General features: G+C 73.0%; 14 protein-coding genes. 8 read left to right on the forward strand and 6 right to left on the reverse strand.

Going from position 1 to position 16,090, the window contains the following annotated elements:
• Positions 1 to 20 precede the first annotated feature (20 nt).
• Positions 21 to 944: a TIGR03621 family F420-dependent LLM class oxidoreductase gene (locus tag DMP17_RS30155; protein ID WP_337831283.1), complete on the reverse strand. Its 924-nt coding sequence runs from the start codon at positions 942 to 944 to the stop codon at positions 21 to 23.
• Positions 945 to 1,036: 92 nt separating this feature from the next.
• Here DMP17_RS30155 and DMP17_RS30160 point away from each other — a divergent pair, with 92 nt between their 5' ends.
• Both DMP17_RS30160 and DMP17_RS30165 read left to right on the forward strand, forming a co-directional pair.
• Positions 1,037 to 2,200, forward strand: coding sequence for a CaiB/BaiF CoA transferase family protein (locus DMP17_RS30160; protein ID WP_337831284.1), 1,164 nt, complete (start codon positions 1,037 to 1,039; stop codon positions 2,198 to 2,200).
• A 107-nt stretch (positions 2,201 to 2,307) separates the two neighbouring features.
• Positions 2,308 to 3,450, forward strand: coding sequence for an aromatic ring-hydroxylating oxygenase subunit alpha (locus DMP17_RS30165; protein ID WP_337831285.1), 1,143 nt, complete (start codon positions 2,308 to 2,310; stop codon positions 3,448 to 3,450).
• A 21-nt stretch (positions 3,451 to 3,471) separates the two neighbouring features.
• Here the strand turns inward: DMP17_RS30165 and DMP17_RS30170 are convergent, their stop codons facing one another.
• Together DMP17_RS30170 and DMP17_RS30175 are read right to left on the reverse strand one after the other, a co-directional pair.
• Complete coding sequence (locus tag DMP17_RS30170) at positions 3,472 to 4,077, reverse strand: TetR/AcrR family transcriptional regulator (RefSeq protein WP_226356776.1); 606 nt, start codon at positions 4,075 to 4,077, stop codon at positions 3,472 to 3,474.
• Positions 4,078 to 4,116: 39 nt separating this feature from the next.
• Positions 4,117 to 5,145, reverse strand: a complete 1,029-nt coding sequence (locus DMP17_RS30175) for an LLM class F420-dependent oxidoreductase (RefSeq protein ID WP_337831286.1) — start codon at positions 5,143 to 5,145, stop codon at positions 4,117 to 4,119.
• A gap of 85 nt (positions 5,146 to 5,230) precedes the next feature.
• Here DMP17_RS30175 and DMP17_RS30180 point away from each other — a divergent pair, with 85 nt between their 5' ends.
• From DMP17_RS30180 to DMP17_RS30190, 3 genes are all read left to right on the forward strand, one after another.
• Positions 5,231 to 5,992 (forward strand): SDR family oxidoreductase, encoded by a 762-nt coding sequence (locus tag DMP17_RS30180; protein WP_226356778.1) that lies wholly within the window; start codon positions 5,231 to 5,233, stop codon positions 5,990 to 5,992.
• 91 nt (positions 5,993 to 6,083) lie between these two features.
• Complete coding sequence (locus tag DMP17_RS30185) at positions 6,084 to 6,926, forward strand: enoyl-CoA hydratase/isomerase family protein (RefSeq protein WP_226356779.1); 843 nt, start codon at positions 6,084 to 6,086, stop codon at positions 6,924 to 6,926.
• On the forward strand, positions 6,923 to 7,771 hold the full coding sequence (locus tag DMP17_RS30190) for a glucose 1-dehydrogenase (protein ID WP_337831287.1): 849 nt from the start codon (positions 6,923 to 6,925) through the stop codon (positions 7,769 to 7,771). Before DMP17_RS30185 ends, DMP17_RS30190 begins: the two co-directional genes overlap by 4 nt.
• 45 nt (positions 7,772 to 7,816) lie before the next feature.
• Here DMP17_RS30190 and DMP17_RS30195 read toward each other — a convergent pair whose 3' ends face one another.
• Both DMP17_RS30195 and DMP17_RS30200 read right to left on the reverse strand, forming a co-directional pair.
• Entirely contained in the window at positions 7,817 to 9,343 is a 1,527-nt protein-coding gene (locus tag DMP17_RS30195) for a class I adenylate-forming enzyme family protein (protein ID WP_226356781.1), read from the reverse strand.
• Between the two features lie 34 nt (positions 9,344 to 9,377).
• The gene (locus DMP17_RS30200) at positions 9,378 to 10,754 is read right to left on the reverse strand and encodes an MFS transporter (protein WP_337831288.1); all 1,377 of its coding nucleotides are present in this window, start codon (positions 10,752 to 10,754) and stop codon (positions 9,378 to 9,380) included.
• Positions 10,755 to 11,093: 339 nt separating this feature from the next.
• Between DMP17_RS30200 and DMP17_RS30205 the strand changes: the two genes are divergently transcribed.
• On the forward strand, positions 11,094 to 12,431 hold the full coding sequence (locus tag DMP17_RS30205; RefSeq protein WP_337831289.1) for an MFS transporter: 1,338 nt from the start codon (positions 11,094 to 11,096) through the stop codon (positions 12,429 to 12,431).
• A gap of 123 nt (positions 12,432 to 12,554) precedes the next feature.
• Positions 12,555 to 13,703 (forward strand): thiolase family protein, encoded by a 1,149-nt coding sequence (locus DMP17_RS30210; protein WP_337831290.1) that lies wholly within the window; start codon positions 12,555 to 12,557, stop codon positions 13,701 to 13,703.
• Positions 13,704 to 14,375: 672 nt separating this feature from the next.
• On the opposite strand, the gene DMP17_RS30215 is transcribed toward DMP17_RS30210, so the two are convergent.
• Positions 14,376 to 14,990, reverse strand: coding sequence for a TetR/AcrR family transcriptional regulator (locus tag DMP17_RS30215; RefSeq protein WP_226356785.1), 615 nt, complete (start codon positions 14,988 to 14,990; stop codon positions 14,376 to 14,378).
• 94 nt (positions 14,991 to 15,084) lie between these two features.
• Between DMP17_RS30215 and DMP17_RS30220 the strand changes: the two genes are divergently transcribed.
• Complete coding sequence (locus DMP17_RS30220; RefSeq protein WP_226356786.1) at positions 15,085 to 16,023, forward strand: alpha/beta fold hydrolase; 939 nt, start codon at positions 15,085 to 15,087, stop codon at positions 16,021 to 16,023.
• The last annotated feature ends 67 nt before the right edge of the window (positions 16,024 to 16,090 follow it).

The following is a 16,090-nucleotide window of genomic DNA, read 5'->3' on the forward strand; positions in this document are numbered from 1 at the left end:
GGCCGGGCCGGTGCGTGCGGTCAGGTCCCGGTCAGCTCCGCGACGACCGGTGCCATCCGGTCGAGCAGCACCTCGTTGACCGTCAGGTAGCCCACCCCGGTCTCCGCGCGGCGTCGGCGCAGCTCGTCGCAGATCGCGGCGGTGTCGCCCACGAGCACACCGGGGAGCCGGGGCACCTCGGCGGGCGGCACGTCGAAGGTGTCGGCCAGCTTGTCGATGCGGGCCGTGTCCGCCCGGTCGACGACAGCGGTGATCGACATGTGCAGCTCGACCGTGGCCCCGCGGCGGGCTGCGGCCTCGCGGATCCGGGCCGCCTTCGCCGCCACCGGACCGCGACCCGTCGTCCGTGCCGCGGCCCGGCCGATCCGCCCGGAGCGCATGTCCGGCGCGATGCCCACGATGTCGGCGTGCCGGGCCGCGAGATCCAGCACCCGTCGCCCGCCGCCGCCCACGAGCAGCGCCGGTGGGTGCGCGGTGGCGCAGCCCTCGGGCATCGCGTCCAGTGAGTAGTGCGTCCCGGCGAACGACGTCCGGCCCGCCCAGCACCCGCGGATCAGCTCCAGGGCCTCGCCGAGGCGGTCCACCCGCGCGGCCGGCTCCCGGAACGGGTGGCCGAGCATCGTGTGGTCGGCGGCCATCCAGCCCGCGCCGATGCCCAGCTCGAAGCGGCCGCCGGTCTCGGCGGCGAGCCACGCCGCGTCCCGCGCGACGACGGCCGGGTGACCGGTCTCGTTGTCCAGCACCAGGGTGCCCACGGTGAGGTGCGTCGTGGCGGCCGCCGCCATCGCGAGGGAGGGCAGCGGCGGGACGGAGGGGACGCTGAAGTGCTGCGGCACCTGCAGCACGGAGAAGCCCGCGTCCTCGACCCGTCGGGCCAGCGTCGTCCAGCCCCCGGGGCTGCTGGTGGCACCGGTGCTGAGGACGCCGAAGCGGAAGATCGACACGCTCTCATCCTACGGGCATAAGGTTTCCCGCGGCCTGAGATGTTTGACGAATCTTGTCTCATGTGTCACCGTCGAACGGTGAGGGGAGAACGATGAGCGGGTACTCGTTGCTGGAGGGCGTGCGGATCGTCGAGGTCGCGCAGCTGGCCCCGTCCTCGGTCGGCGGCCACCTCGCCGACCTCGGTGCGGACGTCATCAAGATTGAGACGCCGGGCCGCGGTGAGGGGGTCCGCCACGCCGGGGCGCGTGCCGTCGGCGGCCCGGACGGCCCCGGATTCATGCATCTGCGGTGGAACCGGGGGAAGCGCAGCGTCGAGCTCGACCTGCGCACCGAGGAGGGTGCCGCCACCTTCCTGCAGCTCGCCGCCACCGCCGACGCGGTGGTCGAGGGCACCCGGCACGGATACCTCGACCGTCTCGGGCTCGGCTGGGAGCGACTGCGTGCGCAGCGTCCGTCGACGGTGCTGTGCGAGGTCTCGGGCACCGGGGCCGACGGTCCGTACCGTGACCTCGCGACCGGAGGGATGTGGTTCGACGCCTACGCCGGGCTGCGCACGGTCGACACCCGGCAGCCCTCGCCGCCCGGGGTGATGGGCGGGTCGGGCGAGACCCCGCAGGCGATGTACGCCGTCGGTGCCTACGGCGCGATGGCGGTGCTGGCCGCGGTCCTGCGCGCCCGGTCGACCGGGGACGGCACCCGCGTGCAGGTCAGCAGCGCCGACGTCGCGATCGCCTGGATGCCCGACAGGATCGACGCCGCGCTGAACGCCGACCGCACCCATGCACGGCCCGGCTGGACCCCCGACGGGCGGCTGCCGGACTGGCCGCTGCTCGACGCGTACGCCACCGCGGACGGCGGCGCGATCGTCTTCGGCTCGCACACGCCGAAGTTCTGGCAGGCGTTCTGCGGCGCGGTCGGGCGGCCCGACCTGCTGGAGGTCGACCTCACGTCGGTGGACGAGGGCTCGGAGGACCGTGCCCGGCACGTGTGGCGTGAGCTCGATGCGCTGTTCCGGACCCGTACCCGGGCCGAGTGGACCGAGCTGTTCCTCGCGCACGACATCGCGGGGGGCCCGGTCAACACCGTGGCCGAGCTCCTCGAGGACCCGCACTTCACCGCCCGCGCCACCACCTACGAGCAGGACGGGCACCGCTTCGCCGCCAGCCCCGTCCGGGTCGTCGGCCAGGAGTTCGCGCCGGGACGGGCACCGGACCTGGGTGCCCACACCGAGGAGGTGCTGTCGGAGCTGCGGTGAGCGACCGCTCCGCTCCGCACGATCCTGCGCGCGTGCCCCGCGCGCCCCGTACCAGGCGCCGCCCGACCCGGGTGACGCCGGCCACCACCACTCCGGGGGACCGAACCATGACCCTGTTGAACAACGACGTCGCCCACACCCTGGCCGAGCACCTCCGTGCCGGGACCACGGAGATGTCCCCGACCGACCTGCGGGTCCCGATCTCGCACTTCGTCAGCGAGGACCGGGCGGCTCGGGAGCGGGCGCTGCTCCAGCGGCTCCCGGTGATCATCGGACACGGCTCGGAGATCGCGGCCCCGGGCAGCTTCATGACCCGTGAGGTGCTCGGCATCCCGCTCATCACCGTCCGCCGGTCCGACGGCTCGGTCGCGTCCTACCTGAACATCTGCCGGCACCGCGGCGGCCGGGTGGAGGACCAGCCGTGCGGGTCGAAGCGCATCTTCACCTGCCACTACCACGGCTGGAGCTACTCCCGCGAGGACGGCGGGTTGCGCGGCGTCCCCTACGACGACTTCTACACCCACGTCGACAAGGACCGGCACTCCCTGCACCGGGTCCGCACCGAGGAGCGGCACGGGTTCCTGTTCGCCGTGCTGTCCGGCGACCAGGACTGGAACCTCGACGAGTGGGTGGGACCCGAGGTCGACGCCCAGCTCGAGCCGTTCGGCCTGGGCGGCGCGGAGATCTTCCTCGACAGGTCGTTCACCCTGGACATCAACTGGAAGCTCGTGCTCGACGGCGCGATCGACGTGCTCCACCCCAAGTTCCTGCACCCGAACGGCGTGGGCAAGCTGATCGAGACCAACACCAGCGTCTGGCGCCAGTACGGCCGGCACGGGCAGTCCTTCAGCCCCCGGACCCGGATGGGCGACCTCGCGCGTGCCGGCGAGGACGTCGACGCCGACTTCCGGCTGATGGGCTCCAACCTGTTCCTCTACCCGAACTCGATGGTGATCTCCACGCCCGACCACGTCGAGTTCTGGACGGTCTGGCCGGACGCCGACCCGAACCGGTCGACGACGCAGATCCGGTTCCTGGTGCGCCCGGAGAAGCGGACCGAGAAGATCGAGAAGCGGGTGCTGCGCAGCTGGGAGATCCTGGAGCAGGCAGCGGTCGAGGAGGACTGGCCCATGGAGCTGTCGATCCAGCGCAACGCCGCGGCGTGGCCGCACGGCACCTACCTCTACGGCCGCAACGAGCAGTCCTGCCAGCACCTGCACCGTCAGCTCGCCGCCGACCTGGGGGAGTGACCGCACCGGTGCCGGCCGGGATCACCCGGCCGGCACCAGCGCCGGCACGACGAAATCGGCCACCAGCCTGCGGATCCGGTCGAAGTCGTCCGGTGTGTCCCTCAGCTGGATGATGAACATGATCTCGAGCCGGGAGATCCACTCGCAGAGCCCGACGAGGTCGACGTCCTCGCGGATCTCCCCGGCCTCCCGGGCGGCGGTCAGGATCGGCTCCCAGAACATGCGGGTCAGCTCGGTCGCCAGTCCGGTCGAGCTGAGCAGCGTGTTCGCCAGGGCCATCTGCTCGGGTGAGACCAGCGCGTGCATGAGCGGGTCCCGATGGCCCACCCGGACGTTGAGGGTGATCCCCTCGACCACGCGCTCGGTGAGCGTGTCCATCGCCATGATCCGCGACCGGCTGCGCGCGATGTTCATCTCCGCGCGGCGCCGGACGAGCGCGGTCAGCAGGCTCTCCCGGTCGGAGAACGTCCGGTAGAGGGTCGCGCGCGAGATCTCCGCCGCCGACGCGACGTCCTCCATCGTCGTCTTGCCGATGCCGTAGTGGGCGAAGCAGGCATCGGCGGCGTCGAGGATCCGTTCGACCGCCGCGGAGGGCCGGGCGGTCACCGGAGGTGGGCGGTCGGGCACCGGATCAGCATACGGAGCACCGGCCCGCGGTCCCGACGCTCACCCGCCGACCACCTCGGCGATCCGGGCCAGTCCGCGGGGGCCGGCCCGGACGATCAGGGTGTCGACGACGGTCTCCTCCCACCGGCACAGCTCCTCGCGCACCTTGGCCGGCGGCCCGATCAGAGCGGTGTCCTCGACCATCGCGGTCGGGACGGCGGCGGCCGCCTCCTCACGCCGCCCCTCGAGGAAGAGGTCCTGGATCCGTTCGCAGGCGGCCTCGTGGCCCAGCCGGGCGAACACGTCGCGGTGGAAGTTCGTGTCGCGCGCGCCCATGCCGCCCACGTACAGCGCGAGCATGGGCCGGATCCGGTCGGCGGCCCGCTCCACGTCGTCGTCGACGACCACCGGCACGGTCGCCGCCACGCGGAAGTCCGCGGGCGTCCGCCGGGCCCCCGGCCGGGCGAACCCCTCGGCGAGCGCCTCGCGGTAGAAGCCGTCGAGCCGCGGGGAGAAGAACAGCGGGAGCCAGCCGTCGGCGATCTCGGCGGCCAGCGCGACGTTGCGCGGCCCCTCGGCCGCGAGGTGGATGGGCAGGTCGGGGCGCAGCGGGTGCACGGTGGAGCGCAGCGGCGTCCCGAGCCCGGTCCCGCCCGGGTGGGGCAGGGGGTAGTGCTCCCCGTGGTTCGTCACGCGCTCCTCGCGGGCGAGCACGCGGCGGACGATCCCGACGTACTCCCGCGTCCGCGCGAGGGGACGTGGGTACGGCTGCCCGTACCAGCCCTCGACGACCTGCGGGCCGGACACGCCCAGGCCGAGGACGAACCTGCCGCCGGAGAGATGGTCGAGGGTCATCGCCGCCATCGCGGTGGCGGTCGGCGTGCGTGCCGACATCTGCAGCACGTTGGTCCCCAGGGTGATCCGCCCGGTCGACGCGCCCCACCACGCCAGCGGCGTCAGGCAGTCGGATCCGTAGGTCTCCGCGGTCCAGGCCGAGTCGAAGCCGAGGTCCTCGGCCCGGCGCAGGGACTCCTGCGCGCCGCGGGGCGGACCGGCTCCCCAGTAGCCGAGGTGCAGACCGAGACGCAACGGGACCTCCGGATGCTGTTGAAACAATAGACGATACTCGTATCACGTGTCACGATGCGGAGGAAACCGACGAGAGGATCTCCACGTGCCGTCGCCCCCTGACACGCCCACGCGGGTCGCGTTGCTGACCGGAGGAGCCCGCGGGATCGGCGCCGCCATCGCGCGTCGGCTCGCCGCGGACGGCCACGCCGTCGCCGTCAACTACGCCACGAGCGCCGCGGCCGCGGAGGAGCTGGTGGCGGAGATCGGGAGATCCGGGGGGACGGCCCGCTGCTGGCGCGCCGACATCTCCGACCCCGATGCCGTGACCGGGCTGGTCGAGGCGGTGACCGCGGCATGGGGCGCACCGTCGGTGCTGGTCAACAACGCCGGGCTCAACATCACCGCGTCCGCCCGCAGACTCGACCCCGCGGACTGGGACCGGGTGATCGGAGCGAACCTCAGCGGGGCGTTCTACTGCACGCACGCCGTGCTCCCCGCGATGTACGCCGCGGGGCGGGGGCGGGTGGTGTTCGTGGGCAGTGCGGCCGCGGGCCGCACGGTGCTGCCCGGCACCGGCGCCTACGCCGCCGCCAAGGCCGGGGTCGGCGCGCTGGTCGAGGTGCTGGCGAAGGAGACCGCCCGCCGGGGGATCACCGTGAACTCCGTGATCCCCGGTTTCGTCGACACCGACATGACCCGCGGCGAGGGCGACGAGGCGATGGCGGTCATGCGCGCGCAGTGGCCCGAGGTCCCGGCCGACGCGATCGCCGATGCGGTGTCCTACCTCGTGTCCGACCGCGCGGCACACGTCTCGGGGGAGCAGCTCGGCGTCTGGCTGGGCGGACCCTCCGGGCAGCTCCGGTGAGCCGCCCCGTCCCACCGCCCGCGCGCCCGGCGAGCACCTGCCGGCGCGCCCTCCACCCATGCCGGAGCACGACACCCGAGGAGCCGACACGATGACCACCGACCGGACCGCACCGGGGGAGGCCGCCCCCGCCGTCCTCACCGACCGCCCCGAACCGGGCATCCTGCGGATCACCCTGAACCGCCCCGGGGCCCTCAACGCAATGAACACCGACCTGATCGAGGCCCTGCACGAACAGCTGCGTGCGGTCCAGGAGGACTCCGAGGTGCGTGCGGTCGTGCTCACCGGGGCCGGACGGGCGTTCTGTGCGGGCATCGACCTGGGCGGGTACGGCGTCCCGCCGCAGAGCCCGGCCGAGGAGGAGGGGCGCTCGCAGGCCGGGATGCGCGTCCAGCAGCACATCTCCAGCCTCGGCGAGGCGTTCCGCCGTGTCCGGGCACCGATCATCGGGGCGGTCAACGGTGCGGCGGTCGGCGGGGGCATGGCCCTCGCGGTGTTCTGCGACATACGGCTGATGGCCCGTTCGGCGATCCTGGAGGCTTCGTTCATCCGGCGCGGGCTCGGCGGGACCGACATCGGCCTGAGCTGGCTGCTGCCCCGCATGATCGGGTTCGCGCGGGCGACCGACATCATCCTCACCGGTCGCAGGGTCGATGCCGAGGAGGCGGAACGGATCGGCCTGGTCTCCGCGGTCGTCGACGACGAGGTCCTGCAGGAGGCCGCGCTGGAGCGGGCCCGTCTCATCGCCGGGCACAGCCCGTTCGGTGTGTGGATGAGCAAGGAGGTGCTGTGGGCGAACCAGGAGATCGCGAGCTTCCAGGCCGCGGTCGAGCTCGAGAACCGCTCGCAGATCCTGACCGCGCTCACCAGGGACCACCGCGAAGCGGTGACGGCCTTCCTGGAGAAGCGCCCGGCCGTGTTCCGGAACCGATGACCGGCCCCGCCCTGGCCGGCCGGACCGCCCTGGTGACCGGCGCGGCCAGCGGCATCGGCGCCGCCGTCGCCACGCGTTTCGTCGCCGAGGGGGCCTCGGTACTGCTCTGCGACGTCGACGAGGAGCGGGGCACGGCGCTGGCCGCGGAGCTGGGGACCGCCGCGCGGTTCCGGAGGGTCGACGTGACGGAAGAGGACGACGTGGCGGGCGCCGTCGCCGAGGCCGTGGAGCGCCACGGCCGGCTCGACTGCATGGTGAACAACGCCGGCGCGGTCGGGCGGTGGCGCTTCGTCGACGACGTGCCGGCCGCGGAGTGGGACGCCGCGTTCGCGCTGCTCTGCCGCTCGGTCCTGTTCGGGATCAAGCACGCGGTCGCGCCGATGCGGGCGGCCGGAGGTGGCAGCATCATCGCCACCGGAAGCGTCGCGGGACTGCGCACCGGCTACGGGCCGCACGCCTACGGTGCGGCGAAGGCGGCCGTGGTCCAGCTGGTCCGCAGTGCGGCGGTGGAGCTCGCCGCGGACCGGATCCGGGTGAACACGCTCGTGCCGGGCGGCGTGGCCACCCGGATCGTGGGGCACGGCGCCGGCCTGACGGGTGACGCGCTGGACCGTTCGGTGGACCTGGTCCGGGCCGACCTGCGCTCGTTGCAGCCGATGCCCCGGGCCGGTGAGCCGGACGACCTCGCCGCCGCCGCGGTGTTCCTGGCCTCGGACGCCTCGGGCTTCGTCACGGGGCAGGAGCTGGTCGTGGACGGGGGCGCCTCGGTCGGCCGGCAGTGGCCCGCGGACGCGGTGCGGATGGCGGAGCGGGCGCGGCAACGCGACCGCGAGCGCGGCCGGTGACGGTGCGGTCCCGGACCGGGGTCCGGTCCGGGACCGCACCTGCCGTCAGGCTCTGGCCTCGTCCTTCAGCGCCACCGCCTCGGGCGGCACCTCGGTGAACCGCTCCCGCAGCGCGGCCTTGGTCAGCTTGCCGGAGAAGGTCCGCGGCAGCGGCTCGGGCGAGGCGAGAGCATGCCGGGGCTGCTTGAACCGGGCGAGTCGCGTGCGGGCCGTGGCGGCGAGCTCGGCGACCACGGCGTCCGGGTCGCGCTCGGAGTGGAACACGACCATCGCCACCTCGCCCCAGGTCTCGTCCGGCACGCCGATCACGGCGAGGTCGCTCACTCCCGGTACCGCCGCCAGCACCTTCTCGATCTCGGCCGGGTAGACGTTGATCCCGCCCGAGATCACCAGGTCCTTGCTGCGGTCGACGATGTACAGGAAGCCCTCGTCGTCCATCCGGCCCAGGTCGCCGGTGCGCAGCCATCCGTCGACGACGGTCTGTGCCGTGGCCTCCGGCCTGCGCCAGTACTCGCGCATCACGTGCGGACCGCGCACGAGCACCTCGCCGACGTCGCCGACGGCGGCGTCGACCCGGATCGAGGTGCCGACCAGGGCCCGTCCGCAGGACTCCGGGCGCTGCAGGGCGTCGTGCCAGGCCAGGCTGGTGACGAGCCCGGAGGCCTCGGTCAGGCCGTACACCTGGTTGAGCGGCACACCCCGCTCCCGGTAGACGCGCAGGGTCTCGGTCGCGACCGGGGCGCCACCCGCGGCGGCGTAGGTGAACGCGGCGAGGTCGGCGTCGGCGAAGCCGGGGTGTGCGGCCATCCGCTGCCAGATCACCGGGACGAACGTCGCCGCGGTGACCCGTTCGCGCACCATGATGTCGATGCTGCGCTCCGGATCGAAGTCGGCGAGCAGGACCATGGTCGCGCCCGGGTAGATCACGAGCTGGACGAACACCGAGACGACCGACCCGGTGTAGACCAGGGGAGCGGGGACCAGGACGCGGTCCCGCCACGACAACGAGTGCGCGATCATCTGCGACTGCGCCGGTGCGAGCACACTGCGGTGGGTCAGCAGCGCACCCTTCTGCACGCCCGTGGTGCCGGAGGTGTAGCAGATGAAGGCGCCGTCGTCGTCGGCGATGTCGGCGGTGGGGGCCGGGCCGGGCGTGCCCTGGAGGGTGTCGAAGCCTGGGACGTCGGTCGAGCCGAGCGACACGACCTGGTGGCGCCCGGCCTCCGCGCTCCCGGCGACCAGGTGCAACAGCCTGTCCTCGGTCACGACCAGCACGCAGTCGGCGTCGGCCAGCAGCTCGTCGATCTCCCCGGCCAGCAGCCGGAAGTTCAGCGGCACGCAGACCGCGCCGAGCTTGAGGACCGCGATCATGGTGCGGGCCAGCTCCGGGCGGTTGTGCATCAGCACGGCGACGCGGTCGCCGTGCCCGACCCCGCGGGCCGCGAGACCGCGGGCGAGGTCGTCGGTCGCGGCGTCGAACGCGCTCCAGGACTCGGCGGTGCCCTCGAAGGCGATCGCGTCGTGGTCGGGACGGGTGCGCGCCCAGAATCGGACGAGTTCGGGAACGTTCATCGGCTGCTCCGGTGGTGGGTCGGTCGGGAACGGGTCAGGAGGACGTCGCGGCGGTGGACCCGGCCGCGGCGGGGGCCGTCGCCCGGCGGGCGCGGTGCACGCGGACGACGAGGAGGGCGAGCGAGACGGCCCCGATCGCCGCCGGGACGGCGATCAGCTGGAAGATCACGCCGCCGGCGACGCCCGCGGCCATCAGCGCCCCGCCGGCGAGCGGGGCGATCAGCGACCCGATCCGCCCGGCGCCGAAGGACCAGCCGACACCGGTCGCCCGGATGTCGAGCGGGTAGATCTCGGCGGTGATGGTCGACAGGGCCTGGTTGACGCCCACGGCGAAGAAGCCGATGAGGCAGATCAGGACGGTCAGCAGCACCGGCTGGTCGAACACCGCCGGTACGGCGAGGATGACCACGACCGCGACCGGCAGGCCGACGGTGAGCGAGGCGTAGTCGCGGCGGCGGTCGATGATCACGCCCTGGGTCAGGCCGCCGACGGTGTTGGCCAGCAGGCACAGCGACATGGCCAGGATGGCCACGCCGGGGTCGACGCCCACCTGGCCGAGCAGGGTGGGCAGCCAGCTGTAGAGGAAGTAGACGATCACGTAGGTCGCGAACCAGGTGATCCACAGCAGCGTCGTCGCCGGCGCGCGACCCCCGGTGAACAGGGCGCGGACCGGGATCCGGGTGGTGCGGGCGGGGGCCGGACCGGCCGCGGGGTCGTCGAGCCGCACCGTGGCGGCCTCGGGGGAGATGCGGCCGAGCAGTGCACGGGCGCGGTCGTGCCTGCCCCGCCGCACGAGCATGCCCAGGGAGTCGGGCAGCAGTCGCCAGCACACCAGCACGAGTACGACGGGGAGGACGGCACCGATCAGGAAGACCGACCGCCAGCCCAGTGTCGGGACCGCCGCACCGGCCACGATGCCGCAGAGGAAGCCGCCGATCGTGATGCCGCACAGGACGACGAGCACCGCCTTCCCGCGTGCCCTGGCCGGCATGTACTCGGCCGACAGCGCCACGAGGTTCGGCACCACCGCGCCGAGCCCGATGCCCGCGACGATCCGTACCGCGGCCAGCTCGCCGACCGTGGAGACCAGGGGGATGACGGCGGTCGCGGAGCCGTAGAGAAGGGTCGAGCCCAGGAGCACGGTGCGCCGGCCGATCCGGTCGGCGAGCGGTGCGATCACGGTGGTGCCCACGACCATGCCGATGAGGCCGATCGTGATCGCCGGTCCGAACGTCGACGCCGGCACCGCCCACTCCGCTGCCATGGCCGGCAGCAGGTAGCCGATCGCGAGTGCGTCGAACCCGTCGGCCAGGCCGAGCAGGAAACACAACAGGACGGTCCGTTTCTGGAACCAGGAAACGGGACTCCGGTCGATGACCTCACGCATCGACTGTCCGGGCTGCTGCGGCATTGCATCCTCCGCTCCGGCGAGCGCTCCGGCGGCCGCAACGGTGCGACCCGGCCGGCGCTCGCCTGTCCAGAGTGACACGTGAGACAAAAGACGTCCACAGTCTCATGACGCTGCCCGGCCGACGGTTCGTCGGGCCTGCGAGGTTGGTCCGGATCGCCCTTGACGGCGTTTTATCTACGACCATAAGGTGAGTCGGGCGGTCCGGTACACGGCGAGTTCGTGCCTCCGGCGGCTACTCCCGGCCGGGCGCCGCGACGGCTCAGCGCGTGTGCCCGGCGGTCCCTCGGCGATTCCGCGCCCCTTCCCGGTCGGTCGTACCGACGTACACGGAGGACAACGATGTCCAGATCCACCACACGGAGCGCCGGTTTCCGGACGGTCGTGTTCACCTGTCTCGCGGTGACGGTCCTCGACGGCGTCGACCTGCTCATGTTCGGCGCCGTCCTGCCGGTCCTGCTCGGCGAGCAGGTGTGGGGCATGACGACGGTCGAGGCCGGCTTCGTGGGCAGCCTGTCCCTGTTCGGGATGATGATCGGCGCGATGCTGGCCGGCTACCTGACCGACATCGTCGGGCGGCGGCCGATCGTGCTCGCCTGCGTCGCTAGCTTCAGTGTCTTCACCGGTCTGTGCGCCATCGCCCCCAGCCTGGAGATCTTCGGCCTGTTGCGCTTCCTGGCCGGTCTCGGCTTCGGTGGTGCGCTCCCGACGGTCATCGCCCTCACCATGGAGTACGTGCGGATCGACCGCCGCCAGTTCTACAACGGCGTGGTCCAGACCGGATTCCCGATCGGCGGCGCGCTGGTGTCGGTGGTGGCGATCGTGGTCATCCCGTTGTTCGGCTGGCAGTCCCTCTTCGGCGCCGCGGGCCTGATCGGGCTCGTGCTGTTCGCGGTCGCCTACCGCAACCTGCCGGAGTCGTTCGCCTTCCTCGTCGCCCGCGGCCGGCACGACGAGGCGGCCGAGCTGGCCCGCCGGTTCGACATCGGCACCGGCGCGGAGTCCGGCCTGGCCGTGGCCGGTGGCGACGCCCCGGCCGCTCGTCGTTCGGCGCTGCAGCTGCTCGCCGCGCCCGGGTTCCGCGTCGCCTCGCTGCTGTTCCCGCTGATCAGCTTCTTCGGTCTGCTGGTCGCCTACGGGATGAACACCTGGATCCCCCAGATCCTGCGCAGCACCGGCTACGACCTCGGATCCGCGTTGTCGTTCATGCTCGCGTTCAACCTCGGCAGCGCGGCGGGGATGGTCGTGCTGACCGGTCTCGCGGACCGTTTCGGGTCCCGCCGGATCATCGCCTCCGGTTTCCTGGCCGGGGCGGCCGCCGTCGCGTCGCTCACCCTCGCACCGGTCCAGGCGGTCGTGTTCGCCATCGTGCTGGTCATCGGGTTCTGCTCGTCGTCGCAGTCGGCGGTGTACGGCTTCGCCGGCGTCTACTACCCCCCGGCCGCCCGGGGCACCGCGCTCGGCCTGTGCGCCGGCCTCGGCCGGCTGGGTGGTGTGGTGGGCCCGATCATGGTCGGGATCGTGATCGCCACCCCGGCGGGGGCGGGCGGGGTGTTCTGGGCCTTCACGGTCGTCGGCCTCGCCGCCGCGTTGCTCGTGGCGGTGGTGCCGCGCAGCGGTCTCACCGACCGCCGGCGTCCCCCGGCGTCGACGGGGACTGCGGAGCAGGTCGCGGCGTGACGAGCCCGGGCCGGGCTGCATCACGCAACACATGACGGACGACGTCATTGATCATCCGGTGGTTCCGGCGGCATCGCTCGTGGTGCGCCCGGAACCGCCTGACATCGAGCTCTGGAGGTAGTCGTGCGGGATGCGGTCATCGTCGAGGCGGTGCGGTCTCCGGTCGGGAGGCGCAAGGGGGGACTGGCCGGGGTGCACCCGACCGACCTGTCGGCCCACGTGCTGCGCAGCCTGGTGGAGCGGTCCGGTGTGGACCCGGCCCACATCGAGGACGTCATCTGGGGCTGCGTGTCCCAGGCCGGGGAACAGACCTTCGACATCGGCCGCAACGCGGCACTGGCCGCCGGGTTCCCCGAGACCGTCACCGGTGTGACCGTGGACCGGCAGTGCGGGTCGAGCCAGCAGTCGGTGCACTTCGCCGCGGCCGGGCTGATCGCGGGCCAGTACGACGTCGCCGTCGCCGGTGGTGTCGAGTCCATGACGCGCATCCCGATGTTCTCCTCCAGCCAGGGGCAGGACCCGCTGGGCTCGGACTTCGCCGCGCGTTACGGGGTGGCCCCCAACCAGGGCGTCGGCGCGGAGATGATCGCCGAGAAGTGGGGCTTCTCCCGTACCCGGCTCGACGAGTTCGCGCTGCTGTCGCACGAGCGTGCCGCGCAGGCGCAGGACGACGGCCGCTTCGAGGGCCAGATCGCACCCATCGCGGGCGTTTCGGCCGATGAGGGCATCCGCCGGGGCGGCACCCTGGAGGGCCTGGCCCAGCTCAAGACGGTGTTCAAGGACGCCGACCAGGGTGGCGTGATCCACGCGGGCAACTCCTCGCAGATCTCCGACGGCTCCGCGGCGTTGCTGATGACCACCAGCGAGAAGGCCAAGGAGCTGGGTCTGACCCCGATCGCGCGGGTGCACACCGCGGTGCTGGCCGGTGCCGACCCGGTCATCATGCTGACCGCCCCGATCCCCGCGACGCAGAAGGCACTCACGCGCTCCGGCCTGTCGCTGGACGAGATCGGCGCGTTCGAGGTCAACGAGGCCTTCGCCCCGGTGCCCCTGGCCTGGCTGGCCGACATCGCTGGTGAGGACACCTCGGTCGCCGAGCGGCTCAACCCCAACGGCGGCGCGATCGCACTCGGTCACCCGCTGGGCGGTTCCGGCGCGCGGATCATGACCACCCTGATCCACCACATGCGCGACAACGGCATCCGTTACGGCCTGCAGACCATGTGCGAGGGCGGCGGCCAGGCCAACGCCACCATCCTCGAGCTCCTCTGACACCCGCACGACCCGGAGGGCAGCCACAGATGGACGTCGACGGATCGGCCGCCGTCGTCACCGGCGGTGCGTCGGGCCCCGGCGTCGGCGGGGTCGGGGAGCGGTCGGACGGCATGCACTCGTCCCGTGAGGCCCCCGGCGGGCCGGGGGAGTGCGCCGTCGACACGGGTCGATCGACGAGGCCGGGCTCCACGGTCGCGGGCGCTGCTCGGCCCACGGTCCACGCAGGTGCCGGCGACCACGCCCCGCCGCCCCACCACGGCCGTCGGTGCCGCCGGGGCGGCGCCGGCGTCGTGACCGTGGGCGTCGCATGATCGCCCACGGTCGACGCGGCAGGTGGTACGGGTTCACTGCGGACGAGGCGGCGGACGCCCGGTCGACCGACCGGATCCGTGTGGACGCGCCCGTGGTGGCGACGTACGACGACCGTCACGTGGACGGCCGTGGGACGCCCTTCGACTGCTTCAACAGTGGCGCGGGGTGTGGACGAGGCGCCGCGGTCGGCCGATCCTCGACCGAGGCAGGTCTCGGCCGGTCGATCCTGTCGCGTCCTCCGTCAGAAGCGTGAGCTGACGGTCGCCGACCTGGCGGATGCGTCGGGCTCACTCGGCAGGTTGCTGGACCTCGGTCTCCGGTCGACACGATGCCTCCTCGGGTGGGGTCGGCATGCGGCTACTGCTCGGTTCCGCCACACCGGCCAGGAACCGCTGCCAGCGCCTGCTGCACGGGAACGAGGGCGACGGCGACGACGGCACGCAGGTCGGTGGCGGCCGCACCGCCCCGGCTCAGGACGGCGAGCGACTGGTTGACCGCCGCGAGGTGCAGGGCGAGGTCGTCGCGCCGGGCGGACGCGACCGGGGCGCTGTCGAGGGCCCTCCGGAGCCGCCCGCGCTGGTGGCCGACGAGCGCGGACGCGCGCGCGGCGACCGCGACGGGCAGCGACGGTGCGGTCATCACGGTCTGTGCCACCAGGCAGCCGTCGGGACGTGACGGATCGGCGATGCGGTCCAGGGTGACGTCGAAGAAGGCGGCCACCGCCTCGGACGGATCCTCCGCAGCGTTCGCGAGTGCCGCGTCGTAGAGCTCGCCGTAGCGTCGCGCGTACCGCTCGAGGCACGCCAGGAACAGCGCCTCCTTGTCCCCGAACGTGGCGTAGAGCGAGCTGCGGCCCAGTCCCGTCGCCGCCGTCAGGTCATCGACGGTGGTGGCGGTGTACCCGCGCTCCCAGAAGACCGTCATCGCCTGATCGAGTGCCGCGTCGACGTCGAACTGCTTGCGTCCTGCCATCCGCCGTGCGCCTCCTGTCGCGTCGTCCCGGGCACAATCTTGGACTGATCAGTTCAAGATGCCATAGGCTCGTCCTCCCAGGGAGGAGAGCACGATGACCGCACCCGCTCACAGTGACGTCGACGTCCCGTTCGACGTTCTCCAGGGCTTCACCCACCGCATGGTCGACGTCGACGGGGTGTCGCTGCACGCCGTCGACGGTGGCGTCCCGGGGGCTCGCACCGTGGTCCTCCTCGCCGGCGCGCCGCAGACCTGGTGGGCCTGGCGCCTGGTGATGCCCGTCCTCGCCGGGGCCCACCGGGTCGTGGCCCTCGACCTGCCCGGGCAGGGACACTCCGACCGGCCCGCCGACGGCTACGACACCCGCAGCGTGGCGCGGGTCGTGCGGCGGGCCGTCGAGATCCTCGGGGTCGGCGAGCACTGGCTCGTCGCCCACGACATCGGGGCGTGGGTCGCCGTGACCTACGCCCTCGACGCGCCAGCGGCCGGCGACGGGCCCGATCTGCTCGGCCTCGCCCTGCTCGACGCCGGGATCCCCGGCGTCAGCCTCCCCACCAGCGTGTCCCTCGATCCGGCGAGCGCGCAGAAGCTCGCCCACTTCGCCTTCAACCTCGTGCCGGACCTTCCCGAGACGCTCATCAGCGGGCACGAGCGGGACTACGTGGCCTGGTTCCTGACCCACAAGGCCGCCTCGGCCGACGTGTTCTCCGATGCCGACATCGACCGGTACGCGCGTCTGTTCGCCGCGGCCGGCGGGGTCCGGGCGATCCTCGCCTACTACCGGGCCGCGCCGGAGTCGGCGAGGCAGAACCGCGAGCTCGCGGCCCGCCGGAGGATCGACGTGCCCGTCGCGGCGGTCTCCGCCGAGCACGGCTCGATCCCCGACATGGCGGCAGCCGTGCGGCCGCTCGTCGGCGACGCGGCCGACGTCCTCGACGTCCGGGCGGCCGGTGCCGGTCACTTCGTGCCCGAGGAGGCCCCCGGCCAGGTGGTCGGCGCCATCGAGGAACTCGTCGCCCGCAGCCGCCCCTGAACCGGGGCCTCCGGCGCGGGCCGGGCCGGCGGAGGGCGGCGCCGACCACCGCAGGTCCCGTCTCCGT

This window comes from Pseudonocardia sp. TMWB2A, assembly GCF_017312135.1.

Coding starts and splice junctions, on each gene's coding strand:
- DMP17_RS30195 (WP_226356781.1), bottom strand. CDS start 9,343: ATGAACGTTCCCGAACTCGTCCGATTCTGGGCGCGCACCCGTCCCGAC.
- DMP17_RS30215 (WP_226356785.1), bottom strand. CDS start 14,990: ATGGCAGGACGCAAGCAGTTCGACGTCGACGCGGCACTCGATCAGGCG.
- DMP17_RS30160 (WP_337831284.1), top strand. CDS start 1,037: ATGAGCGGGTACTCGTTGCTGGAGGGCGTGCGGATCGTCGAGGTCGCG.
- DMP17_RS30205 (WP_337831289.1), top strand. CDS start 11,094: ATGTCCAGATCCACCACACGGAGCGCCGGTTTCCGGACGGTCGTGTTC.
- DMP17_RS30165 (WP_337831285.1), top strand. CDS start 2,308: ATGACCCTGTTGAACAACGACGTCGCCCACACCCTGGCCGAGCACCTC.
- DMP17_RS30200 (WP_337831288.1), bottom strand. CDS start 10,754: ATGCCGCAGCAGCCCGGACAGTCGATGCGTGAGGTCATCGACCGGAGT.
- DMP17_RS30190 (WP_337831287.1), top strand. CDS start 6,923: ATGACCGGCCCCGCCCTGGCCGGCCGGACCGCCCTGGTGACCGGCGCG.
- DMP17_RS30220 (WP_226356786.1), top strand. CDS start 15,085: ATGACCGCACCCGCTCACAGTGACGTCGACGTCCCGTTCGACGTTCTC.
- DMP17_RS30185 (WP_226356779.1), top strand. CDS start 6,084: ATGACCACCGACCGGACCGCACCGGGGGAGGCCGCCCCCGCCGTCCTC.